The following is a 25,646-nucleotide window of genomic DNA, read 5'->3' as shown; positions in this document are numbered from 1 at the left end:
CCGTTTGGCGAGCTTTGGGGCATTAGTTAGGTCCTCGAAAATCATCGCAGTGAGGCTCTGGCCGTATTTTCGAACGCATGATCCTCCAGGAACGGCATTCCGTCCAGGTCGATCAGCGGGTTGTTGTCCTGGGTAGCGACCAGCTCGCGGGCCTCGGCCTCAGTATCAACGCTCGGCATGGAGCCGGGCAGCGGCCGCCGGGCGGATTCGCGCAGGAAGTAGATGCCGATCGCACCGATGATTGAAGTGCCCATGAGGTAGTAGGCCGGGGCCATGTCATTGTGCGTAGCCTCGATCAGGCCTTGGACGATGAATGGCGTTGTGCCGCCGAAAAGCGCCATGGAGAAGTTGTAGGCAATGCCCATGCTGCTATAGCGGCCCGACGTCGGGAACTGCGCGGGAAGCGCCGAGGCGAGGTTTGCGACATAGAACGTCACGGGGAAGGCGACAAGGGCAAGGCCAGCGAGCGTGGACCAGACATTACCGACGCCGATCAGCAGGAATGCCGGGATAGCGAACACGATGGTGCTTCCGGCACCGATCCAGAGGACGGGGCGGCGGCCGATGCGGTCGGACAGTTTCCCGGTCAGCGGAATGCAGGCTGCCATTATCACCATCACGGGAATGGTTAGCAGCGTGCCGTGGATGGGGTCGTAGCCTTTGGATTCGGTCAGGTATGTCGGCATGTAGGACGTCAGGACATAACCTACTGTGTTGGCAGCGGCGGCGAGGATCATGGCGAGGATGATTTGACGCCAGTAAGCCTTGATGATGGCCAGGGGACCGTTGACCACCGTTTTGTCGGCTGCTGTAGCATCTGCAGATTGTGCTTGCCGGGCGTCGAGGGTTGCCTGGAACTGGGGGGATTCCTCGATCTTGTTCCGGAAGTAGACGGCGATCGCACCGAGCGGCCCGGCGATCAGGAAGGGCAGCCTCCAGCCCCATTCCTCCATGGCCGCTTGGCCCAGAGACAGTTGCAGCACGGACACGATCGCAGCTCCCAACGCGAAGCCGAGATACGAGCCCATGTCCAGGAAGCTCGCGAAGAAGCCGCGCCGCTTATCGGGGGCGTATTCGCAGACGAAGGTAGTGGCGCCTGCGTACTCGCCGCCGGTGGAAAAGCCCTGGACGAGTTTCAGGATCACCAACAGGGCGGCTGCCCATACGCCGATCTGAGCGTATCCGGGAAGGAGTCCGACGGCGAAGGTACTTGCCGCCATCAGCAGGAGCGTCGCCGCCAGCACCTTCTGGCGGCCAATCTTGTCGCCGAGCCAACCGAAGATGACACCGCCCAGCGGGCGGGCGATGAATGTTGCGGCGAAGGTGCCGAGCAGGAATAAGGTTTGGACGGACCTGTCAGCTTCCGGGAGGAAGACGGGGCCCATGGTGGTTATCAGGTAGCCGAACACGCCGACGTCGTACCATTCCATGGTGTTGCCGACGATCGTACCGCCGAGTGCCTTCTTGAGCATCGGCTGGTTGACGACGTTGACGTCGGACACCTCTAGCCGCCTGTGTCTAAGGAGCTTCGGTTTCTGGGTCATAACGGTTCCTTTTGCTCAATGTTGCAATTGGCTCATATGTGGCCGTCGGCCGGCACCTTGTGACAGGTTCGGTTCGCCCGGCGGATAGGCGTAGTGCTTCCCTCGCAGGCCTTGGGCATGAAGCACCTCTCCCTTCATTTGGGAAGGGACTCGCAAATACCGGTAGGCGCCAATTCCTAGTCGTTCCGCATGGAACAACAGAATTCGCCATAAGCAACAGAGTGCGTTAGATCACAGTGATTGTCAAGGATGTTGCGCAAATATGTTGCTTATCGTGATTCTTGTTGCGTATAGTCCTTCGGCTGCGGCCGATGGTCCTTGGGAACAACGAACCTACTTGAGCCAGGCGGCGACCTTGTCCGAGTTCGCGTCGATCCATTTCTGCGCGGCGGAATCCGGGCTCATGTTGTCCTTGGCGATGTACCCGGCAACCGTGTCCTGGTCCTGGTTCGTCCACGTGAATCTTTTGACGAGGGAATACGCGGGGCTGCCGGAGTTGGCGAACTTGGTGGAGACGACCTTGTTGAGCTCGTACTTGGGGTAATCGCACGCGACCTTGGCCGCGTCGGCGTCGCAGCCGGGCGTGTGGGCCGGGAGGTTGACTTTGACGAGCGGGACCTCTGCGATGAACCACTGGGGCTCGTAGAAGTAGCCGATCAGCGGGGTCTTGTTCTGCTCCGCTTGCCGGAAGGCCTGGATGAGCGCCGGTTCACTGCCCGCGTACACAACCTTGAAGTTGAGGCCGAGGTTCTTCACGAGGGCTGCGTCGTTGGTGACAAAGGAGGGGTCACCGTCGAGGAGTTGGCCCTGTCCTCCGGACTCGGAGGTCTTGAACAAGTCAGCGTACTTGTTGAGGTTCTTGGAGTCCGTGATGTCCGGGTACTGCTTGGCCATCCACGGCGGCACGTACCAGCCGATTACGCCGGTGTTACCGGTCGGCCCGGCGTCGACCGCAGTCTTTTGCTGCTTGATGTACTTGTCCGCGAGCTCGGGGTGGCCCCAGTTCTCAAGGACGGTGTCCACCTCGCCGCTGCCGAAGCCCTGCCATGACACCTCTTCCTTGAGGGTCTTGTAATTTACGGTGCAGCCGAGCTTTTCCCTGGCAACGGTCCCTACGACGTAGGCGTCCGCCTCGTACCCGACCCAAGGGTTTACGGCGACGTTGAATGCTCCGCATCCACTCTTTCCGCTTGGCGGGGTTGCGCTAGGGATATCCCCGGAGCAGGCCGTGAGCGCGAGGACCGCGGTGAGGACAATTGCGGCAGACGTTCCCTTCCCCATCTTTGGGCCACGCTCCGTCAGTGATTTCTTCACGGCTCTTTCCTCTATCGGGTGCTGCCGAAGCGGGCAGTGGCGTGTTGGGTGATCCGGTCGAGCATGACTCCGAGCGCGGTGATGGCGATGCCGGCGGCAAGACCCTTTCCGAAGAGCTGGCTCTGGGAGAATCCGGCGACTACGAGATAGCCGAGTCCTCCGCCGCCGACGAGTCCGCCGACGACGACCATGGACAGGACGTAAAGCAAGCCCTGGTTGGCGGCGAGGACTACTGCCGCGCGGGCCATGGGGAGCTGGACCTTCGCGATCATCTGCCACGACGTTGTTCCGAGTGATTCCGCGGCCTCCACGGCAACCGGCGAGACACCTCGGACCCCGTCGGCAACCAGTTTCGTCGCGATGGGCACACCGTAAGCGAACGCGGCGGCGATCGCCGTGAATCGTGTGGGACCGAAGAGGGCGAGGGCCGGTACCAGGTACACGAAGGACGGGATGGTCTGGAAGGCGTCGAGCACGGGTCGGATAACCGAGTCGGCGGGCTTGCTCCGACCCATCCAGACGCCCAGGCAGACAGCGACGATGATCACAACGAACGCGGCTACTAGCGTGGTCGCGAGCGTCTTCATGCTCTCATTCCACAGCCCGCTTCCGAGGATCACGGCTTCGCACACGATCGTGACTGTGGCGGCCCGCCGGCCGGCGAGCACGAACGCGATTCCGAGCAGCGCGAGCGCCATGGCCCACCACGGCGACTGCGCGAGCACCGACTGGAGTGGGTCGACGAGAAGTGCGGTAACGGTGTCCTTGAGCCATTCCGTGAAGCCTGAGAACGTGCCGACCGTCCAGTCGGTCGCGGCTGAGACGGCCTTCGCCAGTGGGGTGCCGAGGTCGGGCGAAGCCGGGAACTTCGAGAGTGCAAGATAGATGTGCGAGAGATAGATGGCCACGGCGGCGACGACAGCGCTGGCGATGATAGTGGTCCGACGCATCTGCCGGCCCCCGAATGTGCCGGTCTGTCCCACTCCGGACCCGCGCTGCATGCGGGCTTCGATGCCTGAGCGTTCGGAGGCCCTCGTCGTGGTGCGGTCGAGCATGATCGCCATGAGCACGATGGCAAGGCCGGAGACGAACGCCGAGCCGACGTCGAGCGACTGGAGCGCCTGGAGCACCGGAGTGCCCAGTCCCGGGCCATTGATGAGCGCGGCTATGGTGGCCATCGAGAGCGCCGCCATTGTGCACTGGTTGATGCCGACCACGATAGTGCGCCGGGCCATGGGAAGTTGCACCTTCACGAGGGCCTGCCAGGGGGTGCTGCCCATGGACGCGACGGCCTCGAGCGTGGCCGGTGAGACCCCTCGGATGCCGTGCTCGGTGATGCGCACCAGCGGGGGCAGCGAGTAGATGATGGTCGTGACAATCGCGGCCGCCGGGCCGATGCCGAAGACGAGTGCGAGCGGTGCCAGGTAGGCGAACGACGGCAGGGTCTGCATGAGGTCGAGCAAGGGTGAGACCGCGGCCGAGACTCGGCGGCTTCGGGCCATGACAATGCCTAGCGGGAGTCCCGCGACTGTGCAGATGCCGACTGCGAAAAACGTGACGATGAGCGTGTCGATGCTTTGTGCCCAGTAGCCGAAGAACCCGAAGAGCAACACGCACACGCCGACGAGGAGCATCGAGCGCACGCCGGCGAACGCCAAGGCCAGCCAGGCGAGGAGCGCGACGACGCCGAGCCAGCCGATCTCCGGCACCGGGCGTCCGTCCGAGGCCTGGCTGAAGATGCCTTGGAGAAAGGTAACGAGCCCATTGATTCCGTCCGTGACCGGCTGGACGATGTGCTGGAACACGAAGGAGTTGGTGCGGGCGCTGTCAAAGGCGTCGCGGACGCTGTTCAGCCAGAGTTGGAAGTCCGTCTTGTCTGCGCCGCCCAACTCGAGGGTGTCCACGCCCTTGAGCGTGGCCCAGAGTCCGAGCCAGACGACACCAATGCCCACGAGCGAGACCGGGCGCCAATGACGTCGGCAGAATCCCAGGACAGCAGGACCTCCGGACGGGGTGGCGGGGTTCGTCCTCCAGGTGAGTTGGAACGCGCGCCCCCGGACCGTCGTCGACGGTTGGCCCGCACTGTGGCGATGCTCACCCGGCACCGCCTTGGTGGGAAGTCGGGGATGGCTCTTCGGCGACGACGACGCGGAGGATATCCTCGTCGTCGACGATGCCGAGGAATTCCTCGCCGTCGAAAACCCTAACGGGGAGCTCCGAGTGGAGGACCTGCCGCGCGGCTTCGCGCACGATGCGGTCGGCCTGCATCACCGGCCCGTCGAGGGCCTCGCGTTCGCGCGGGGGCCGCACCACATAGCGCAGCGTGAGCACATGGGAGCGGGGGACATCCGAGATGAAGTCGCGCACGTAGTCGTCAGCGGGGTTGGCTACGATGTCGGCCGGGGTTCCGATCTGGACGACCTCGCCATCGCGCATGATGAGGATGCGGTCACCGAGTTTGAGGGCCTCCTGGAGGTCGTGGGTGATGAAGACCATCGTCTTCCCCACCTCCTCGTGCAGGCGGCGGACCTCGTTCTGCATGTCGCGGCGGATGAGCGGGTCAAGGGCGGAGAACGGCTCGTCGAAGAGCAGGACCTGCGGGTCCACGGCGAGTGCCCGGGCAAGGCCGACGCGCTGCTGCATGCCGCCGGAGAGCTGGTCGGGGAACGAATTCTCGTACCCGGTCAGGCCGACGAGGTCGACCATGTCCTGGGCTCGGGCGCGGCGCTGGGACTTGCCCTCCCCGCGGACTTCGAGGCCGTAGGCGACGTTGTCGATCACCTTGCGGTGCGGGAGCAAGCCGAACTGCTGGAACACCATCGCCATGTGGTTCCGGCGCATAGCCCGGAGGCGGGCCTTGCTCGCGCGGATAACGTCTTCGCCGCCGATCGTGACGCTTCCCGCCGTCGGCTCGATCAGTCGGGTGAGCAGGCGTACGAGAGTCGATTTGCCGGAGCCGGAGAGTCCCATGACCACGAAGACCTCCCCAGGGGCCACCGCGAACGAGACGTTCCTGACGGCCGCGACACAGCCGGTCTTGCTTTGGAGCTCCTTGCGCGAGAGGTGCTCGGCTGGGGTGCCGATGATCTCGTCAGACTTCTGGCCGAAGATCTTCCATAGTCCATCGACCTTGAGCGCGGACTCAGTCGCGTTGGAGCCGGGGGTCTCTTCTATCGCAGTGTGCGTGCTCATGCTCTTCTGCTCTTTCCGCCATCACTACCCCCTTTATTGATGATGCATCCGCAGTGCTTGGCTGTCACGAAAAGTCGGAGACGCTATTTCGTCCTCCTGGTCCCCTGACCCTTTACTGATGACCCGGCGCCCCAGTGCCCGGGGTCATCGGTGCGTGTAGCCCATTTGCACGCTGATCCGGATTCCGGCCTGACGAAGTGCGTCAATAAGTCCAGGGATCTTCTGCGGGTCAAAGCGGAACGCGGGTCCGGAGATGCTGACGGCTCCGATGACGGTTCCCAAGTGGTTGTAGATCGGAACCGCAATCGCGTTCAGGCCGATTTCCAGTTCCTCGCGTGTCTCCGCATACCCGTCGTGGGCCACATCGATCAGCTGCTTCTCGAGGTCTTCCCGATTGGTGATAGTGCGGGGAGTCCTGGCATGAAACCCGGCTTCCGTCAGGATGCGGTCCCGTTCGTCGGCGGACAGTGCAGCCAATAAAACCTTCCCGCTCGAGGTGGCATGGAGCGGCGTCAAGCCGCCCACCCAGTCATAGGTGGCCAACGACGACGGTCCCATGGCCTGATCCACGTTGACGGCATAGTTCGAGCGCAGGACAGCGAGGTTCACCGTCTCCTTGAACTCCTCCGCAAGACTCTCCAACACTGGCCGGGCCTCGCGGACCAAGCTGAGCCGGCCGGGAATCGAGCTGGCAAGCCGCAGGATGCCAAAGCCCAGCTGGTACTTTCCCCGGTCGCTGTTCTGGTGGACCATCTCCCTGTTCACTAACGAGCCCAGCAGTCGAGAGACCGAGGATTTGTGGATGCCGATTTCCTCGGCGATTTCGCTCACGCCGGCGTGTCCGTCACGGGAAAGGATTTCGAGGATCTGGAGGGCGCGGTCAACGGATTGCACGCCACCGGGCTGCCCGTTTCCGCCTTTTTCGGAGTCAAAGTCAATCGTGGCCATGAGCCATACCTACGTCTTTCTGCGGCGAAACAAGAGGCTGGAACTTCCCCCTTGTTTCTCTAAATCCTAGACCGGAACCACAGAGGCATTGAACGGGTGGCTTCCCGCCGATCCGGCGGTCAGGGTTTGGGTCCACGGGAGCGGCAGTGCGGGAACCGGGTCCCCTGCCCGCGCGCCGCTGGGAGGCGCCGCCAGGACACCGTCGGCCAAGGCGAGGCCCCTCATCATTCCCGGGCCAGTGTGATGGGTGGGGTATGCCAGTCCGTTGTCGAAGCGGAAGGGCATGAGGCGGGTGCGGCCCGGATCAGGGTCAATTGCGGTACCGGAGGTTACCTGGCCGAGGTTCGGGAGCGGACGGTGTCCCAGTGCCGCGATCAGGGGCGCCGCAATGGTCATCAGCGCCATCATGGCGGCCAGAGGGTTTCCAGGGAGTCCGATGACGAAGCGCCCGTCCGGCAGTTCGGCCAGTACCGCGGGATGTCCGGGACGCATTGCGATGCCATCCAGCAGCAGCCTCCCGCCTAGCGCGGCTGTGGCGTTGCGGAAGTGGTCCGTTCCGGAGCGGCCGGTTCCGCCTGTGGTGATGACGACGTCGGGCCGCTCCACCGGGCGGCGGCTGCCCGTATCGCTGAGGGCGGCGAGCCACTCGTGATATGAGTCCCCGATTCTTCGCTGTCCCGCCGGGGTGCCTCCCAGCATTGCCAGCACCGTGCCCAGCTGCGGGCCGAAGGCGTCCCTGACCTGACCCGGCCCGGGCAGCCCGGAGGTCACCACTTCCGCGCCCGTCAACAGGATCGTGACTCGTGGCTTGCCAAAGACGTGCAGCTCGTCGTGGCCGGCGATCGCGGCAAGGGCGATATGGGCGGGATTGAGCACGGTGCCTGCGGGGATCAGCATTTCGCCTCCAGCGGCTTCCTCGCCTGCTTGGCGGATATGTTGGCCGCTTCGCGGTTCGCCGGGCCTTGCTTCGGAGCCGAGGGTCAGAGTGGGCACGCCCGCCATGTCATCGCTTGTCCGGCCACTTTCACGGCGTAATACGGCGTCGGTACCGGCAGGCACCACTCCGCCGGTGGCTATGGGGCTGGCACGGTGCGGTGCCAGCGGTTGGCCCGGTTTCACCAAGGTCCAGGGTCCGCTGCCGCTGACGGCCCAGCCGTCCATGGCCGAGGACGCGTAGTGCGGTAGGTCTTGGCTCGTTGTGACGGCCCGGGCAAGCGTGCGTCCGATGCTTTTCGCCAGGGGCACGGGCAGCGCCGGGATGGGGGCGGCACATTCGAATGCCAATCGGCGGGCCTCAGACCAGCTCGTCGCGGACTTCCCGACGGCCGGTCGACCCGAAGGCCGACGCTGTTCACCGCCGCGATCGATTAAATCGTGAGCAGGCAAGCCTTGCCCCTTATCTGAAGGCTTTCCGAATGGGATGCTGCTCCCCGGGAACGGCGTTAAGGCACCTTCTTGGCCCTTAACGCCGTCCCTTCGGGGAGCAAACGAGCCAGACCAGGCCCGGCCCGTAAAACGCGGCGCCTAGGCCTTGACGTAACCGTTGGGGTTCAGCACGTACTTCGTGGCGGCTCCCGCATCGAACTCGGCGTACCCGCGGGGTGCGTCCTCCAACGCGATGGCCTTGGCGTTGACGGCTTTGGCGATCTGGACTTTGTCGTGCAGGATCGCCATCATCAGTTGCCGGTTGTACTTCATCACGGGGCACTGGCCTGTGGTGAAGGACAGGGATTTGGCCCATCCCGTGCCGAGGGAGAGTGAGAGGGAACCATGCTGGGCGGCGTCGTCGATTCCACCTGGATCGCCGGTGACGTACAGGCCAGGGATGCCCAGGGCGCCTCCGGCGGCCGTGATGTCCATGAGGGAATTCAGCACCGTGGCCGGCGCTTCGTGCGAGGCGTCCTTGCCGTGTCCGCGGGCTTCGAATCCGACGGCGTCCACGCCGCAGTCCACTTCGGGCACGCCGAGGATCTGCTCGATTTGGTCCTTGGGGTCACCCTTGGAGACATTGACGGTTTCGCAACCGAATGACCTGGCCTGGACGAGGCGGTCTTCGTTGATGTCACCGACAATGACCACTGCTGCGCCGAGCAGTTGCGCGCCGGCGGCGGCCGCCAGGCCGACCGGGCCCGCGCCAGCAATATAGACGGTAGAGCCGACACCGACCCCGGCCGTGACTGCTCCGTGGAAGCCGGTGGGGAAAATGTCCGAGAGCATGGTCAAGTCCATGATCTTCTCCAAGGCCTGGTCCCGGTCCGGGAACCTCAGCAAGTTCCAGTCCGCATAAGGCACCAGAACATAATCGGCCTGGCCTCCGACCCATCCGCCCATGTCGACGTAGCCGTAGGCGCTGCCTGGCCGGTCCGGGTTGACGTTCAGGCAGATGCCGGTCTTGCGTTCCTTGCAGTTCCGGCAGCGGCCACAGGAGATGTTGAAAGGCACCGATACGATGTCGCCGACCTTGATGAATTCCACATCCGGGCCAACTTCCACCACTTCGCCGGTGATCTCATGACCGAGGACCAGGTCCCGCGGTGCGGTGGTGCGGCCGCGCACCATGTGCTGGTCGGAGCCGCAGATGTTTGTGGTCACGGTGCGCAGGACCGCTCCGTGGGGCACCTTCCGGCCGACATTGGCGGGGTTGACGCCGGGGCCGTCCTTGAGCTCGAACGTCGGGTAGTCGGTGTCAATGATCTCGACTACGCCAGGTTCCTTGTATGCGACTGCTCTGTTTCCTGACATGGACACTCCTAAGGGCCATTTCATGGTGTTTTGATTCAGTGGTCGGCGTTCGCTGAAACAGTTGCCAACGGTTGCCCGTTGCCCGTAAGCGGTGCTCCGGCGCTTACCTCCCCAGGCATTCAGGCAACCGAAGCACCGCTTACGGGAAACGCGATTCCCCAAGACCGGTTCAGGGGATGAGAGAGGCAACCACGCTGATATGTCGATCTTAGATTAAAGATATATCAGAAATATGTTACGTGAGCCGAACGGGTCATGTCCAGAGGTTTTTCAGCGGCCGAGTATGAGGCTCAGTGCTTCTGCGCGGGCGGCCGGCAGCCGGAGCTCGCCCCGCACCGCGGAGGTGATGGTCTTTGACCCTGGTTTTCTGACGCCCCGCATGGACATGCACAGGTGTTCACACTCGACGACGACGATCGCACCGAGGGGTCGAAGCGAAGTGACCAGGGCATCAACCACCTGCGTCGTGAGCCGCTCCTGAACTTGGGGCCTTCGAGCGAAGGTGTCCACCAGTCGGGCGAGCTTGCTCAGCCCCGTGACGAATCCATCCGGGGAGGGGATCTATCCGACGTGGGCTACGCCGTGGAACGGGACCAGGTGATGCTCGCAGGTCGAGTAAGAGGGTATGTCCTTGACGAGTTCTTCATGGCCAAGGTCAAACGTCTTGTCCAGCACGGCGAGGGGGTCTTCGTGGAGGCCGCCGTACATTTCCGCCGCTGCGCGGGCGACGCGCGCGGGGGTCTCAACCAGGCCGGGCCTTTCCGGGTCTTCGCCAACGGCCAGGAGGAATTCCCGGACGGCCCGTTCCACCCGCGGACGGTCAACCCCGGGGAGGACACAGCAACCGCGGTCCGGCTGTCACTCATAGCCGCCTGCGCTTGCCGGCTCGAGGCGGACAATGACTGACTTTGACGTCGGGGTTCCGCTGACGTCGGCTACCGAGTCCAGCGGCACGAGGACGTTGGTCTCCGGGTAGTAGGCTGCGGCGCAGCCCTTTGGCGTCGAATAGGAGACGATGCGGAAATTCTCGGCCCGTCGCTCGGTGCCCCGGAATTCGGATACCAGGTGAACCATGTCGCCGTTCTCGAAACCCAGTTCGGCCACATCGGATTCGTTCACGAGGACCACCCGGCGGCCGCCGTGAATGCCGCGGTAACGGTCGTCCTTGCCGTAGATGGTGGTGTTGTACTGGTCGTGGGAGCGCAGCGTCTGGAGGATGAGGCGGCCCTCCGGGACGCGGAGGTACTCCAAGTGGTTCGCCGTAAAGTGGGCCTTGCCGGAAGCGGTGTCGAATTCCCGGGCATCCCGGGGCCGGTGGGGGAGAACGAAGCCTCCCGGGTTCTGGATCTTCTCCTCAAAATTTTCGAAGCCGTCGAGTACCGCTTCGATGTGTTTCCTGATCAGTGAATAGTCGTCCCTGAGCGCGAGCCAGGCGGCCTTCGGCGTGTTCGGCAGGGGGTGGCCGTCGCTGTCCGTGAAGAGCCGGTGGGCCAGGTTGCAGACGATCGCCACTTCGGACATCAAGTGCTCACTTGCGGGCTTGAGGCGTCCACGGGACGCGTGAACGGCACTCATGGAATCCTCCACCGTTACCCTTTGATCACCTGTCCGCTGCGTGTCCCTCTCGGTGCGTCCGAGCGTGGGAAAGATCAGGGCGCGCCGCCCCGTTGCCAGGTGGGAATGGTTCAATTTTGTGGAGATCTGGACCGTAAGGCGAGTGTTGGCCAGCGATTGCTCCGTGGTCTCAGAGTCGGGGGCCGCCCGCACAAAGTTGCCGCCCATCCCGATGAAAACCCGGACCTTGCCGTCCCGCATCGCCCTGATGGCTGCGACGGTATCGTAGCCGTGGGCCCGGGGGGAGAGGAATTGGAACTCCTGGTCCAGCCTGTCGTGGAACTTCTCCGGCATTTGCTCGAAAATGCCCATGGTGCGGTCGCCCTGGACATTGGAATGCCCGCGGACGGGGCAGACTCCGGCCCCGGGCTTGCCGATGTTGCCCTGAAGAAGGAGGACATTGACGACGTCGCGGAGCGTGGGCACGGAATGCTTGTGCTGTGTGAGGCCCATGGCCCAGCAGACAATGGTTGCTTTCGAAGCCAGGAGACGCTCACCGGTGGCCTTGATCTGTTCCAACGTCAGCCCGGTCGCTTCGAGGATGTCCTCCCATGCCACGTCTTCCAGTTGCTTCACATAGGCATCGAGGCCGACGGTGTGTTTGCTGATGAAGTCATGGTCGAACACCGTGCGCAGGCCCGGGCTGGTCCTTCCGGCACCTTCGGCCTCCAGCAGGTATTTGCCCAGTCCCTGGAAGAGCGCCTGATCGCCTCCGGCCCTGATCTGCAGGAAGTCGTCGGTCAGCTCGGTGCCAACCATCATGCCAACCACGTTCTGCGGGTTTTCGAATTTGAGCAGTCCGGCTTCGGGAAGTGGGTTCACGGACACGATAACCGCACCGTTTTTCTTGGCCTTCTCCAGCGAGCTGAGCATGCGCGGGTGGTTCGTGCCTGGATTTTGGCCGGCAACGAAGATCAGCGACGCTGTTTCCACGTCTTTGAGGCTCACGGAGCCCTTGCCGATGCCGATGGTCTCGACGAGGGCCGAACCGGAGGATTCGTGGCACATGTTGGAACAGTCCGGAAGGTTGTTGGTCCCGACACCGCGCACGAGGAGCTGGTAGGCGAAAGCCGCCTCGTTTGACGTGCGGCCGGAGGTGTAAAACACCGCCTGGTCCGGGCTGTCCATGTCCCTGATCTCCTGTGCGATCAGCTCCAGGGCATCATCCCACTCGACGGGCCTGTAGTGCGTCGCGCCCTCGTCCAGGAGCATCGGATGCGTCAGACGCCCCTGCTGTCCCAGCCAGTAGTCGTCCCGTGTCTTCAGTTCAGCTATGGAATGCGAGGCGAAGAACTCCGGTGTGACCCGGCGGCGTGTGGCTTCTTCCGCGACGGCCTTCGCGCCGTTCTCACAGAACTCGGCCGTATGCCGTTTGTCGTGCTCCGGCCAGGCGCAGCCCATGCAGTCGAACCCGTCTACTTGGTTGACCGCCAGCAGTGTTTGGACGCTGCGCAGTGGGCCCATCTGCTCGAGGGAGATCTTCAGCGCATTGGTGACGGCCGGGAGGCCCACGGCCTTCGACTTCGGTTTGGTGACAGTCAGCTTTGACTCGTCGATATTTTCACGGGGGGCTTTTGAGGCCATGGGCTTTTCCTTCAGATCTTGGCCGGATAGAGAGGTCTGGCGGTGAGGAGGAGGAAGTCCGTGACATTCTTATCCCGCGCATATTGATATATCAGTTGTAGGGATACTATGTTCACGGGGCCGGTGAGTCAAGGGCGCCGTCACCGAACAGGAAGGATCAGACGTGGAGAGCAGCGGCAAGTTATCGGTCATGGGGGAGTCGGAACTGCCTGCGAGGCAGGATGACGAGTCCTATGCCGAGTATGCGTACCGGGTGCTGTGTGATGAGCTGATCGTCCTTGATATCAAGCCCGGGGAGCCCTTGAATGATGACCTGATCTCGCGTCGGCTTGGTGTGGGAAGAACGCCTATCCGGGAAGCCATGAAGAGGCTGGAAAGCGACCACCTGGTGGTGGCCTATCCACGCAGGGGAACCTTTGCCGCGGGCGTGGATATTACGGACCTTGCCGAAATCTCCGAGATTCGTCAGCTCTTGGAGCCTGCGGCATCTGCACGTGCCGCTCGAATGGCATCGGACCGGACGCGGCAGGAGTTAAGGGAGCTTGCCCGGGAGGTTCGGCAGCTCTTGGCCGGCCACCTGGCACAGCGGGACCTCATGCGCTTGGACATGCGAGTGCACCGCAGCATTTACCGGGCGACTGGCAGCCGGCATCTGGAGGATGTCCTGATTCGCTGTGACAACCTGGCGACCCGTATCTGGAGTCTCGTACTGGAGAAGCTCCCGCCGGTTTCCGAACACATTGCCCAGCACGTGGAGCTGCTTGAATACATTGCGGATGGCGAGGCAGAAGCGGCTGCAGACCTGACCGCCAAGCACGTTACCGACTTCGAGAACCTGATCCGGGCGGTCCTCTAGCAAGACTGAGCGTCCCGGATGCCCGGCGCCGTTCCCTTCGGCGGCCGGGCATGGTTTTGCCCTTTGTGTCAGCGGACAGGTCCAGGGATCAAAGAGCGCGACTGTTCACGGGCGGCCTCGGCGGTGTGCAGAAGCAACAGTGCGGTCGTCACCGTTCCGACGCCGCCGGGAACGGGCGTCAGTGCTGCCGCGACGCCCAGCACGCTGGCTTCGTCCACGTCCCCGACGAGGGATCCGTCGGCAAGGACGTTCGTGCCGACGTCGATCACTATCGACCGGGAGGAAACATGGGCGCCCGTGAGCAGTCCGCTCCGCCCGGCTGCGACGACAACGACGTCGGCAGTCTCCGTGTATCTCTCGAGCGGACCCGACTTGGAATGGCAGACGGTGATGGCGGCGTCGCGTTCCAGGAGGAGCAGCGAAAGCGGTTTGCCGACGACGGCGGAACGGCCGATGACGACGACGTTCCGGCCCGCCACCGGGATGTCGTAGTGGTCGAGGATCTCGACGACGGCCCGGGCGGTAGCAGGTGCGAAGGCGGGTTGCCCCACGGCCAGCCGGCCGAGGCTGAGCGGGTTCGCGCCGTCGATGTCTTTCTCTGGTGCGATGTGGCTGACCAGGGCATCCGTCCCGACCCCGGCGGGCAGGGGCGTCTGAAGGATGATTCCGTTGACGGACGGATCCGCGCTGAGGTCTTTCAGGACGCTGGCCAGGACGTGGTCTGTGGCGCCAGGGCCAAGGTCGACAATCCGGCAGCCGATGCCCGCGCGGTCGGCTGCACGTTCAATGGAGCGGACGTACCAATGCGTGGACTCGTCGTCGGTTGCCACCACCACTGCGAGGACCGGGCGCGCTCCTTCGTTTTCGAGCTTCATTGCCTCATCCCGGGCTCTCTGCTGGATGACTGCTGCCAGCGGCTTGCCGGAAAGCAGGGTGGCGCTCAACCGAGGATCCTTTCGCGTACGCGCTTCACGAGCGCGTCTGCCGCCAGGACGACCTTCTCTTCGATCCCGTCGGTCTGCTGGGCAAGCCCGGTCCGGGTAACGCCGTCCTTGATGGCCACAATATTGATGTCAATGTTCACCCGTGCCGTGCTGGCAGCTGCGCGGGCGGCATCCGCGGCGGCTGCGACGTCGCTGATCACGTTGGCATTTGCGACGTCGAACAGTTCCGTGGCCAGTTCGACGACGGCTCCTGAGACCTTGACCAGTTGTGCCGGGGTCTGCGCTGCGTGAATGAGGGCAGCTTGGATGGCGGCCGACCGCGCTTCGTTGGAGGCCTCCGTCCCTGAGGGCAGCTTGTAGGAATCGATGACCCCTTGGAAGGCTAGTTCGTCGGCTTCCGCAAGTCGCAGGGCTTCGTCTACAAGTTCGTCCGCGGCCGCGATGATCCTTGAGACCAATGCGGCGTGTTGCTCGTATTTGGCGCCCGTGGTGTACCTGGCGACCATTGCAACGAGGGCGGCACCTTGGGCAGCGTGAAGCGCAGCGGCCGCGCCTCCGCCGGGGGTCGGCTCACGTGAAGCAAGCCTGGTGAGGTAATTGTTGATTGTTTCTGAACTGATCATGGGTCTTCCTGTTGTGTGTCTTCCTAGGCAGGGGCGGCAGAAGAGTCGGAAAGACGGCGGCCCGGACTCTGGTTGCGAGGATGAGTCCGGGCCGCGTGCCTTTGGATGCCGGGCCGGTCTTAGCCTCGGAGCCTGGTCATCGTGGGGTCGTACAGCGGATCGGCCGTGACCGTTGCCTGGATGCGCCGTCCGAAGTACTCGATCTCGACGGAGTCACCCAAGGAGACGCCGGAAGGGAGGTACGCGTAGGCGATCGGCTTGGCAACGGTGTAACCATAGGCGGCGCTGGTGATGTAACCGACCGCCTGGTCCTTATAGAAGACCGGTTCCTTGCCCAAGACGACGCTGCGTCCGTCGTCGACGGTCAGGCAGCGCAAGCGGCGGGCGGAGTTTTCCTCGGTTCGCCCTTCCAGAGCGGCTTTGCCGACGAAGTTGTCCTTGGCCATCTTCACGGCGAATCCGAGGCCTGCTTCGAGGGGGTCGTGCTCAGTGGTCATGTCGGTGCCCCATGAGCGGTAGCCCTTTTCAAGCCGGAGCGAGCTGAAGGCGGCCCGGCCCGCCGCGATGACACCGAAGGGCTGCCCTGCCTTCCACAGTGCGTCCCAGAGGCGCTGGCCGTTGTCCGCGCTGGTGTAAAGCTCCCAGCCGAGCTCGCCGACGTATGAAAGGCGCATGGCGGTGACGTTGACTCCGCCGATGACGACATTCTTGGCCCGGAAGTAACGGAGACCGTCGTTGGAGAAATCGTCGCTGCTGACGGTGCTGATGAGGTCCCGGGCGAGGGGGCCCCAGAGACCGATGCAGCAAGTGCCGCCCGTCGTGTCACGTACCTGGACCCAGTCGCTGGCGGAGCCGCTTTCGGTCTGGTGGCGCGCGGCCCGGTCAAAGTAGGCGGTGTCGATGTTTCCGTTGGCCCCGAGCTGGAACCTGTCTTCGCTCAGGCGGGCCACCGTGATGTCGCTTCGGATACCGCCTGCGTGGTCCAGCAGGAGGGTGTAGGTCACTGCACCTGGCTTTTTGTCCAGGTCCGCGGTGGTGAGCTCTTGGAGCAGCTTGAGTGCTCCGGGGCCGGAGACCTCGAGGCGCTTGAGCGGTGTCATGTCGTACATGGCCACCGCGGTGCGGGTCTTCCATGCTTCGGCGGCGGCGATGGGCGAGCTGAACATTCCGGACCAGGCGTCGCGGGCCGGGGGCTGCCATCCGGCCGGCATTTCCTTCAGCAGTTCGGCGTTGGCCTCGAACCAGTAGGGGCGTTCCCAGCCGCCGGATTCGAGGAAGAATCCTCCCAGTTGCTTGTGGCGGGCGTGGAACGGGCTGACGCGGAGGTTGCGGGGGGAGAGCTTGGGCTGGAGCGGGTGCAGGACGTCGTAGATTTCCACGAAGTTCTGCTGGGACGTTTCACTGACGTATTCGGGGGTGAGCTGGACGTCTTCGAAGCGGTGGATGTCGCATTCGCCCAGGTCGATCTGTGACTTGCCCGTGGTCAGCAGTTCGGCAACAGCGCGGGCAACGCCGGCCGAATGGGTGACCCACACAGCTTCGGCGACGAAGAAACCATCGAGCTCCTTTGATTCGCCCACCAGCGGGCCGCCGTCGGGGGTGAAGGAGAAGATGCCATTGAAGCCATCTTCGATGTCGCTTTCCGCCAGCGCCGGAAGCAACTGCTTGGTCGCCTCCCAGGCCGGGAGGAAGTCCTCGAGGGTGAAGTCAAGGCGGGAAGGCATGTTGTGTTCGCTGATGCTGTCCGGCGCGTAGCTGCCGAGTTCCTCGACGTCCACCGGCATGGGGCGGTGGGCGTAGGAGCCAATGCCATAGCGGTCGCCGTGCTCGCGGTAGTAGAGGTCCTGGTCCTGGTGGCGCAGGATGGGCAAGGAAGCGCCGTTGGGTAGTTCGTTCCGGCCCTGCTGTGCCGGTACGGGAGTTGTCGTGACGTATTGGTGGGCCAAGGGCAGGAGGGGAACGGACATGCCGATCATTTCGCCAATCTTGGCGCCCCAGAATCCTGCGCAGGAGACAACGATGTCCGCAGGGATGACACCGTCGGAGGTACGGACTCCGGTGACCCGGCGCCCGGATTGCTCGATCCCGGTCACGGTCGTGGAGCCACGGTACTCCACCCCGGCTGCCTCAGTGCGCTTGATCAGCAATTGGACTCCGCGGGCGGCGCGGGCCAGCCCGTCGCTAGGTACATGGAGGCCTCCAAGGATGTCTTCCTCGTTGATGAGCGGGTAGAGCTCCTTGCACTCGTCGCGGGAAAGGATCTTGCCTTCGATTCCCCAGGATGCGGCGTAGCCGAGCTTGCGTTTGAGGTCGGCGAGCCGGGTCTCCGTGGTGGCGACTTCCAGGCCGCCTACCTGGTTGAAGCAACTGACGCCGTCCTCGGTCAGCGACAGGAGCTTTTCGACCGTGTACTTGGCGAAAGTTGCCATGGTCTTGGAGGCGTTGGTCTGGAAGACGAGCCCCGGGGCGTGGGACGTGGAGCCCCCGGGCATGTTCAACGGTCCCTGGTCCAGGACAGTGATGCTGTTCCAGCCGCGGGCGACCAGTTCATCTGCCAGGTTGGTGCCGACGATCCCAGCTCCGATGATGACTATGCGTGGCGTCGATGCCATGTGGTTTCTCCTGCTATTTCTCGTGGTTGGGCTACTGCTGCTGCTTGTTGTCGGGCGTCGGCTAGCGGAAGACGACGGTGCTGGTTTGGTTCAACAGCACGCGGTGTTCGCAATGCCACCGCACGGCCCGGGAGAGCGCGAGTGCTTCGGCGTCCTGCCCGACCGTGGAAAGGGCAGTCGGCCCATAGCTGTGGTCTACGCGAATGACTTCCTGTTCGATGATTGGTCCCTCATCAAGATCCGCGGTGACATAGTGTGCCGTGGCACCCACCAGCTTGACGCCGCGGTCGTACGCCTGGTGGTAAGGACGCGCACCCTTGAAGCCTGGCAGGAACGAGTGGTGGATGTTGATCGCCCTGCCCTCCAGGGCGCGGCTCAGCTCGTCGGACAGAACCTGCATATAGCGGGCGAGAACCACCAAATCGATGTTGTATTCGTCAACCAGTTCGAGAAGGCGCCGCTCCGCATCCGCCTTGGTGTCCGGCGTCACCGGAATGTGCACGAATGGAAGCCCGGCAGCCTCGGCCATGGCCCGGTGGGTTTCGTGATTGGAAACTACCAGCACCAGGTCCCCGCCCAGGCTGCCCCCACGCCAGCGGAAAATCAGGTCGTTCAGGCAGTGCCCGAACTTTGACACCATGACCAGGACGCGCTGCTTAGTCTCGTCATGGAATCCGAACTTCATGTCAAAACGGTCGGCGATCGCCCGGAACTCTTCCTTGAGCGCGTCCGGTGAGTACTCCGGGGATCCGGAAAACGCCGTGCGCAGGTGCAGCGTCTGGCGGAGTCCGTCGTCGAACTGCTGGTGCTCTTCGATGTTGAATCCCCGTTCGAACAGGAACGTCGTGACCGCCTGGACGATGCCGGCGCGTTCAATGCACGACAATGTGAGCACGAACCTCCGCGAACCGTCGTCTTCAGAGGCACTCGCCTGCGGAAGTGTGCTTTTTATTGGAGTGGTCTCCACGAGCGTCATGTCTCCTCCTTAAGATATATTTTCGATTCGATAACTGATATATCAGATTGGGATATAGCGTATACTGGAGTTCGAGTGAGGTCAATAGTCCGCTTGGCTGGACGCGAAAGGTCGGTACCGTGGTATTTGAAGCGCTGGCAGCGGTGGATGCCGCCGGTCCGAGATCCCTGGCGGAAGTGGCCTACGAGCGGATACGCGACAGGCTCCTGACGCTGGACATCAAGCCGGGTGACTTGGTGAACGACGACGTGCTGGCGAGGGACCTTGGCATCGGGCGCACTCCTGTGAGGGAAGCGTTGAAGCGCCTCGAGTTGGACCGTCTGGTCATTAGCTATCCACGCAGGGGAACTTTCGCCACGCGCGTAGAGGTGACCGATCTGGCGTTCATTTCGGAGATTCGCGCCCAGCTCGAACCGCTGGCGGCCGCGCGGGCGGCTCGGGTTGCAACACCGGCAGCCAGGGAGAACTTGCGCTCCGTGATGCGTGCAGTCGAGTCATTCGAGGTCGACGGCGCCTCCGTGGTGGAGACACTGCGCCTTGATGCCCGTGTGCATCAGGGGATCTATGCGGCAGCGGCAAATCCCCACCTCGAAGATGTGCTGATCCGCTACGACAACCTGGCGACACGGATCTGGTGCATGGTGCTCGATCGCCTGCCGGATCTTTCCCGCCACGTGCATGAACACCTCGACCTTCTTGGCGCCGTGATCGACGGCGACGAGGCCAGGGCTGCGGAACTGGCGCGACTTCACGTAGACGGCTTCGAAAAGGCGGTCCGTTCAGCGCTGTTTGCTGCGTAGGAAGACCGCCCTCCTCCGATGTCCAAGCTGGAGTGATCGTGGTGGGAACGCTATTTGTCCGGATGCAGTTTGGCTTGCTCCACGAGATCGCTGATCCACGGCCGTTGCCCGCGGTGCAGTACCAGGCCTTCCGGTACGCCCTGAACGGAGGCTGCTGAACCGGATATGTCGATGGTGATCCGGCCGGAGCCCATAGGGGCGTTCGTGATGTGAAGTTCGCCGTAGGAATCCGGCAGCACAGGGTCCAGCCAAAGCCCCCCTTGGGAAATATGTGCGTCGTAGCGCATCAGGCTGGTCACCAGCAGGATCGGTGTGGTGGCGGCCCAGGCTTGTGGGGAACAAGCCGTGGGATAGGGTACCGGTTCGGCGAACTGGTCGCGGCCGAAGCCGCAGAACAGTTCGGGCAGCCGCCCGCCGGAGTATTCGGCCGCCTCCAGCAGTGCAGTGGCTATCCGCTGTGCCTCTTCCACAAACCCATACCGGAGCAGCCCTGCCACAATAAGCGCGTTGTCGTGGGGCCAGACCGATCCGTTGTGATAGCTGGCAGGGTTATACGCCCGCATGTCGCTGGCGAGGGTCCGTATTCCCCATCCGCTGAACATCTCCGGGGACATCAGATGCTCCACCATTTGTGGCGCCTTGTCCTCATCCACAAGGCCGAACCAGAGGCAGTGGCCCATATTGGAAGCGCAGGCATCCACCGGCCGCTTATCGCGGTCCAGCGCGACGGCGTAGTACCCCTTGTCCGGCAGCCAGAACTGTTCGTTGAACCGCCGCTTCAGCGTCGCGGCCCGGTCCCGAAGTTCGGCTGCCAAGGCGAGGTCGCCGGCGTCGTACGCCATCCAGGAGCGCGCCACGTATGCGCCGTGGACGTAAGCTTGGACCTCGCAAAGGGCGATCGGCGGTTCCGCCAGGGTTCCATCGGCGAAGTTGATGCCGTCCCAGGAGTCCTTCCATCCCTGATTGACCAACCCATGATCGTTGAGGCGCTTATACTCGACAAAACCGTCCCCATCCCGGTCCCCGTATTCGCGGATCCACTCCAAGGCGCGGTCAGCGTTGGGCAGAAGGGCGTCGATGGTCTCTCTGTCAAAACCCCAGCGGCTGACGGACCCCAGGACCACCACGAACAGTGGGGTTGCGTCGACGCTTCCGTAGTAGGCGGATTTGCCGCCCAGCGCCAGTCCGGTGGAAACATCGAGCCTCACCTCGTGGAGGATCTTGCCGGGCTCCTCTTCGCTCATCGCGTCCACGACGGTGCCCTGGCGGTCAGCCAGGGTCTTCAGAGTGCCCAATGCGAGGGAAGGATCCACTGGAAGCGACATTTCCGAAGCCCAGAGCGAATCGCGACCGAACAGGGTCATGAACCAGGGCGCTCCGGCGGCGACGACCACCCGTTCAGGATGGCCAGGGTCCTCGATTCTCAGCGCTCCCAAGTCGTCGTAGCTTCGCCGCAGAGTCCGCTGGATGGAACGGTTGCCCATCTGCAGTGCCGGAATCTTCGCCACCCACTCTTGACGGCGCCGGTCACTCGGAGACATTTCGCCAGGCGCCGGGTGGACAAATGGGGCCTCGGGGCGTGCGCCGTTGTCCGTGGGCACAACATTCAATCGAGTACTCCACTGCCCATAGGGCGGGACGGCTATCTCAAATATCAGCCCTTCAGGTGTGGCTTTGGCCCCATCCGCCTTGACGACGACGCCCTTCCGGACGTCGTGCCATTTGGCCTGGATTTCCAGGGCGTCGCCGTCGTGACCGCGTGTTTCCGCCCATCGACGCTGGATTCGTGCCTCTTTCACTTCGAACAAGTCGGCGAAGTCCGCTTCGACGGCCAGCACAATCTGGCATTCAACGGGCTTCGTCGAGTAGTTGCGGATGGTGATCCGTTCCCGGATCCCTGCCCCCACCTCACGCAGCCGTTCCACGATCAATGGACTGTCCGCATACCCATCCGAGAGTTGCAGGCGGCCAGCGAAGAGGGCCCGGTACGGTTCCTTCGTCTCGGCAGCCAAGGGTTCGAGGGGCTGGCCGTTGATGGTTAGGTTCCAGCGGGAAAGGATGCGGGTATCCAGGTGAAAGACCCCGTGTGGGAGTTCGGGATGGATGTCTCCATTGGCCGATGAAATGCAGAAGGACGATCCTTCAACCAAAGTCACTGTGCCTGACCCAAGGGGTCCAGCCGCCGTGTCGGCATTCCATCCAGCCACTGCCGGCTCCTTCTTACGAATGCACTCCTGACCAGCCCGGGGCGCGGGTGGACCTTTGCTGCTCCCGTGTGGATGTAACCGACGCTACGCCCGTCGTGGACCGTACGCCAGAGACGATTTACCTCGTAAACAAGAACCATTGGTCCCCTTGGGACTGTTCGTATATCTTAATTCATGGTTTGATATATTAGTCCTGAACTTGATCTGAATTCGCCGGAGAATTGATCGCCAACTCAACGAGGAGTGAACAACATGCAGCAACTCGCGCACCGGCTCGAACGCCTGGGCACCGAGACCGCCTTCAGCGTCGCCCAGGCCGCGGCCGCCTGGAAGGCGGAGGGGAACCGTGTGTTCCCCTTCCATCTTGGTGACATCAACATCCCCACGGCCGGGAACATCGTGGAAGCAATGAACCGGGCCATCGTGGACGGCTACACGGGCTACTGCCCCGGCCCCGGCATCCCGCAGCTGCGCGAAGCGCTGGCCGGGGACATTGGCTCGCGCCGTGGCATCGACTTTTCCCCGGACAACGTCGTTGTGATGACGGGCGGCAAGCCCGTCATCACGAAGTTCCTGCAGGCGGTCATGAACCCCGGCCAGGAAGTGCTCTACCCGAACCCCGGCTTCCCGATCTACGAATCGCAGATCGAGTACCTTGGCGGCACGGCCGTGCCCTACCGTTACGTGCCCACGAGCACGGGCTTCGCGATCGACCTCGACCAGATCCGCGCGTCAATCACTCCGAACACGGTCGCCATCATCTACAACGACCTGCAGAACCCCATCTCGGCGGAGTCGACGGCGGGCGAGCGGGAGGCCATCGCGCAGCTCGCCCAGGAGCACGACCTGTGGGTGCTCTCCGACGAGGCCTACTTCGAGACCCGCTACGAGGGCGTTTCCAGCTCGATCGCATCTCTTCCGGGCATGGCCGAGCGCACCGTCATCCTGTACACATTCAGCAAAAAGTTCGCGATGACCGGCTCACGCCTCGGCTGCGCCGTCGCACCGCTCGAGATCGCCAGGGTGCTCAGCACGCTCAACACCAACGACGAGTCGTGCACGACGCACTACGTGCAGTGGGCCGGCGTCGAAGCGCTCCGCGGCCCCCAGGAATCCGTGCAGCAGATGCTTGACGTCCTGCAGAAGCGTCGGGACACTGCCTGCGAGCTCGTGAACTCCATCCCGGGCGTGCGCGTCGCCGTGCCGCAATCGACGTTCTACCTGTTCCCCGATGTCACCGAGGCGATGGAGCGCATGGGATACACGGCCGTCGGAGACTTTGCCACCGATGCCCTGTACAAGACCGGCGTCTCCTTCTGCACGCGTGAGCACTTCGGCCGCCGCCTGCCCGGTGAGCAGCGGCAGTACATCCGACTCGCCTACTCGGGCATCGAGGTGCCGGATATCAGCGAAGGCCTGGGCCTCCTGCGCGAGTGGATCGGGACGGCATGAGCCGGGTAGTCGTCACGGGACGCATACCCGAAACCGCAATCGAGAAGCTTCGCGCCGAGCACGAGGTCGATGCATGGACGGGTTCGGAGTCGATCGGCCGTAAGGAGCTCCTGCACCGGGTGGCCGGGGCAGACGCCGTGGTGAGCCTGCTCACCGAACGCATCGACGCCGAGCTGCTCGACGCCGCCGGCCCGCAGCTCAAGGTCGTCGCGAACGTGGCCGTGGGGTATGACAACATCGACGTCCCCGCCTGTACGGAACGGGGCATCGTGGCCACCAACACGCCAGGGGTGCTCACGGAGGCAACCGCCGACATCGCCATGGGCCTCGTCCTCATGGCGACCCGCCGGCTGGGTGAGGGGGAGAGGCTTATCCGCTCCGGCCAGGCCTGGAAGTGGGGGATGTTCTTCCTGCTCGGGTCCAGCCTGCAGGGCAAGACCCTCGGCGTCGTCGGCATGGGCGGCATCGGGCAGGCGACCGCGCGCCGGGCCAAGGCCTTCGGCATGGACATCGTCTACCGGTCGCGCAGTGAGCTCGATCCGGTGATCGCCGCCGAGCTTGGCGCACGGCGGGTCGACCTCGACGAGTTGCTGACGGTGTCCGACGTCGTCTCGCTGCACTGCCCGTACGGGCCCGCCACGCATCATCTGATCGGCGCCGAACAACTCGCGGCGATGAAGAGCTCGGCGTTCCTCGTCAACACCGCGCGCGGACCGATCGTCGACGAAACGGCACTCGCGTCCGCGCTCCGCGAGGGCGTCATCGCCGGTGCCGGGCTGGACGTCTTCGAGCGTGAGCCCCAGGTCCATCCCGAATTGCTGGACCTGGAGAACGCGGTGCTCGTGCCACACCTCGGCTCCGCGACCGTGGAGACGCGCACCGCAATGGCGATGCTCGCCGCCGACAACGCCCTCGCCGTGCTCAGCGGCGAACAACCACCCGCACCGATCAACTAGAGGCTGGCTGGGGTCGAGTCCGCCGTACGTCCACCGCGCGGCGGAATCGAGCCGCAGCTCAGCGTCCTTCAGGACGACAATCGGATGAAGTTACGCGGGCGAACTGGTCGAACCCCGTGTGATGAGCCGGGTCGCGAGCTCAATCCTTGGCCCGTCCGTGTTTGGGTCGATGCCTTCTCGCTGATTCGTCAAGCGCAGGAGCATGCGAAAGGCGGTGGCTCCCATTTCCTGAATGGGCTGCCTGACCGTCGTCAGTTGCGGTGTCGCCCAAGTCGCTTCGGGCACGTCATCGAATCCGACCACGCTGACGTCCCCGGGGATGTCGAGGCCGAGGTAGCGCACCGCGTCGTAGACGCCGAGGGCCATCATGTCCGATGCCGCGAAGATGGCGGTCGGCCTGTCCTCCCGGCCCAGGATGTCGACGGCGAAATCGCGTGCCTCGTCGCGGTTCCAATCAGCAGCACCGATTAACCGAGGCTCGACGTGCAGGTCCATGGCCGACAGGGCAGAACGAAAACCGTCGAGGCGCGCCCGACTGTAGAGGTGATTCTTCACCCCTCCGATGAGGCCGAAATGCTTGTGCCCCAGGCTTAGAAGGTGCTCCGCCGCAATCCGTCCACCTTCCCAGTTCGCCACGCCCACGCTCGCGGCACTGCGAGGGGCAGGGCTCATCGGGTCGATGAGGACGACCGGTATGCCAGCCGCGTCGAGTGCGCTCAGCTGCGTCGACGTCGGATCGACCAGGACGACGATGGCTCCGGTTGAGGGGCGGCGCAGGAGGCGGCCCACCCAGTCGCGGTCCGGGCGGGCGATCGTGAGGACCACGTCGCAGTCCGCGACCGCCGCGGCTTCTTCGACGCCGGTGAGGATGCTATTTGGCCAGGAACCACCGATGTTGCTCACCACAAGGTCGACAAGGCGAGGCGCGTTCGCGGGCAGCCGGCCCACAGCTTGTGATCGCTTGGTCTTCGCGTAGCCCATCTCCTGTGCGATCCGGACCACGCGCTCGCGCGTCACAAAAGACACGTCTGTTGCTCCGCGGAGAACCTTTGACACTGTCGGTGTGCTGACGCCGGCCGCGGCTGCCACGTCGGCCAAGGTCGGGTTCTTGCCATCCGCCGCTGGACTGTTGTTTTTGCGCAAAAAAATTATCCTTTGATCTCCGAATGGCGATATGTATACTCACTCTGCGCAAAACGATAATCGAAAATTGCGCAACTTTTCAAATTGCGATGACCCGGTGGCGGGTCAAGGAGGAAAGTCGATGGAGACTTCACGTCTT

18 protein-coding genes and 1 pseudogene are annotated in these 25,646 nt (G+C 63.6%); 4 read left to right on the top strand and 15 right to left on the bottom strand.

Annotated features, from left to right (window positions below):
* Positions 1–41: 41 nt before the first annotated feature.
* From AC1DJB_RS05050 to AC1DJB_RS05010, 9 genes and pseudogenes are all read right to left on the bottom strand, one after another.
* The gene (locus AC1DJB_RS05050) at positions 42–1,544 is read right to left on the bottom strand and encodes an MFS transporter (protein ID WP_476909989.1); all 1,503 of its coding nucleotides are present in this window, start codon (positions 1,542–1,544) and stop codon (positions 42–44) included.
* Between the two features lie 333 nt (positions 1,545–1,877).
* On the bottom strand, positions 1,878–2,858 hold the full coding sequence (locus tag AC1DJB_RS05045; protein WP_476909988.1) for an ABC transporter substrate-binding protein: 981 nt from the start codon (positions 2,856–2,858) through the stop codon (positions 1,878–1,880).
* A gap of 11 nt (positions 2,859–2,869) precedes the next feature.
* Complete coding sequence (locus tag AC1DJB_RS05040; RefSeq protein ID WP_476909987.1) at positions 2,870–4,810, bottom strand: ABC transporter permease; 1,941 nt, start codon at positions 4,808–4,810, stop codon at positions 2,870–2,872.
* Between the two features lie 142 nt (positions 4,811–4,952).
* Complete coding sequence (locus tag AC1DJB_RS05035) at positions 4,953–6,050, bottom strand: quaternary amine ABC transporter ATP-binding protein (RefSeq protein WP_332602308.1); 1,098 nt, start codon at positions 6,048–6,050, stop codon at positions 4,953–4,955.
* Positions 6,051–6,194: 144 nt separating this feature from the next.
* Positions 6,195–6,998, bottom strand: coding sequence for an IclR family transcriptional regulator (locus AC1DJB_RS05030; protein WP_307053732.1), 804 nt, complete (start codon positions 6,996–6,998; stop codon positions 6,195–6,197).
* A gap of 66 nt (positions 6,999–7,064) precedes the next feature.
* Positions 7,065–8,366 carry a molybdopterin molybdotransferase MoeA gene (locus AC1DJB_RS05025; protein ID WP_441437565.1) on the bottom strand — a complete coding sequence of 434 codons (1,302 nt, stop codon included), beginning with the start codon at positions 8,364–8,366 and terminating at the stop codon, positions 7,065–7,067.
* Between the two features lie 156 nt (positions 8,367–8,522).
* Positions 8,523–9,740 carry a formaldehyde dehydrogenase, glutathione-independent gene (gene fdhA / locus AC1DJB_RS05020; RefSeq protein ID WP_332602307.1) on the bottom strand — a complete coding sequence of 406 codons (1,218 nt, stop codon included), beginning with the start codon at positions 9,738–9,740 and terminating at the stop codon, positions 8,523–8,525.
* 270 nt (positions 9,741–10,010) lie between these two features.
* Positions 10,011–10,550, bottom strand: a pseudogene (gene folE / locus AC1DJB_RS05015) (GTP cyclohydrolase I FolE).
* Positions 10,551–10,598: 48 nt separating this feature from the next.
* Positions 10,599–12,938 (bottom strand): FdhF/YdeP family oxidoreductase, encoded by a 2,340-nt coding sequence (locus tag AC1DJB_RS05010; protein ID WP_441437531.1) that lies wholly within the window; start codon positions 12,936–12,938, stop codon positions 10,599–10,601.
* 190 nt (positions 12,939–13,128) lie between these two features.
* Here AC1DJB_RS05010 and AC1DJB_RS05005 point away from each other — a divergent pair, with 190 nt between their 5' ends.
* On the top strand, positions 13,129–13,794 hold the full coding sequence (locus AC1DJB_RS05005) for a GntR family transcriptional regulator (RefSeq protein ID WP_441437564.1): 666 nt from the start codon (positions 13,129–13,131) through the stop codon (positions 13,792–13,794).
* Positions 13,795–13,862: 68 nt separating this feature from the next.
* Here AC1DJB_RS05005 and AC1DJB_RS05000 read toward each other — a convergent pair whose 3' ends face one another.
* The 4 genes from AC1DJB_RS05000 to purU form a co-directional block, all read right to left on the bottom strand.
* On the bottom strand, positions 13,863–14,738 hold the full coding sequence (locus AC1DJB_RS05000) for a bifunctional 5,10-methylenetetrahydrofolate dehydrogenase/5,10-methenyltetrahydrofolate cyclohydrolase (protein WP_441437530.1): 876 nt from the start codon (positions 14,736–14,738) through the stop codon (positions 13,863–13,865).
* Positions 14,735–15,361: a cyclodeaminase/cyclohydrolase family protein gene (locus AC1DJB_RS04995; protein WP_476909986.1), complete on the bottom strand. Its 627-nt coding sequence runs from the start codon at positions 15,359–15,361 to the stop codon at positions 14,735–14,737. The genes AC1DJB_RS05000 and AC1DJB_RS04995 overlap by 4 nt, the downstream gene beginning before the upstream one ends.
* A gap of 119 nt (positions 15,362–15,480) precedes the next feature.
* A complete protein-coding gene (locus AC1DJB_RS04990) occupies positions 15,481–17,973 on the bottom strand; it encodes a GcvT family protein (protein WP_441437529.1) in 2,493 nt (830 codons plus the stop codon).
* Positions 17,974–18,034: 61 nt separating this feature from the next.
* A complete protein-coding gene (gene purU / locus AC1DJB_RS04985; RefSeq protein ID WP_441437528.1) occupies positions 18,035–18,949 on the bottom strand; it encodes a formyltetrahydrofolate deformylase in 915 nt (304 codons plus the stop codon).
* A gap of 119 nt (positions 18,950–19,068) precedes the next feature.
* Here purU and AC1DJB_RS04980 point away from each other — a divergent pair, with 119 nt between their 5' ends.
* Complete coding sequence (locus tag AC1DJB_RS04980; protein WP_059388974.1) at positions 19,069–19,749, top strand: GntR family transcriptional regulator; 681 nt, start codon at positions 19,069–19,071, stop codon at positions 19,747–19,749.
* Between the two features lie 50 nt (positions 19,750–19,799).
* On the opposite strand, the gene AC1DJB_RS04975 is transcribed toward AC1DJB_RS04980, so the two are convergent.
* A complete protein-coding gene (locus AC1DJB_RS04975) occupies positions 19,800–21,956 on the bottom strand; it encodes an amylo-alpha-1,6-glucosidase (protein ID WP_441437527.1) in 2,157 nt (718 codons plus the stop codon).
* A gap of 252 nt (positions 21,957–22,208) precedes the next feature.
* Between AC1DJB_RS04975 and AC1DJB_RS04970 the strand changes: the two genes are divergently transcribed.
* Positions 22,209–23,408 (top strand): pyridoxal phosphate-dependent aminotransferase, encoded by a 1,200-nt coding sequence (locus tag AC1DJB_RS04970; protein WP_441437526.1) that lies wholly within the window; start codon positions 22,209–22,211, stop codon positions 23,406–23,408.
* The gene (locus AC1DJB_RS04965) at positions 23,405–24,364 is read left to right on the top strand and encodes a 2-hydroxyacid dehydrogenase (protein WP_441437525.1); all 960 of its coding nucleotides are present in this window, start codon (positions 23,405–23,407) and stop codon (positions 24,362–24,364) included. The genes AC1DJB_RS04970 and AC1DJB_RS04965 overlap by 4 nt, the downstream gene beginning before the upstream one ends.
* A 90-nt stretch (positions 24,365–24,454) precedes the next feature.
* Here AC1DJB_RS04965 and AC1DJB_RS04960 read toward each other — a convergent pair whose 3' ends face one another.
* Positions 24,455–25,507 (bottom strand): LacI family DNA-binding transcriptional regulator, encoded by a 1,053-nt coding sequence (locus AC1DJB_RS04960; RefSeq protein ID WP_284989172.1) that lies wholly within the window; start codon positions 25,505–25,507, stop codon positions 24,455–24,457.
* Positions 25,508–25,646: the final 139 nt, after the last annotated feature.

The organism is Arthrobacter sp. 01T428 (assembly GCF_056398685.1).
The sequence above is the reverse complement of the archived record's forward strand: the minus strand, read 5'-3'. Positions and strand labels throughout refer to the sequence as shown.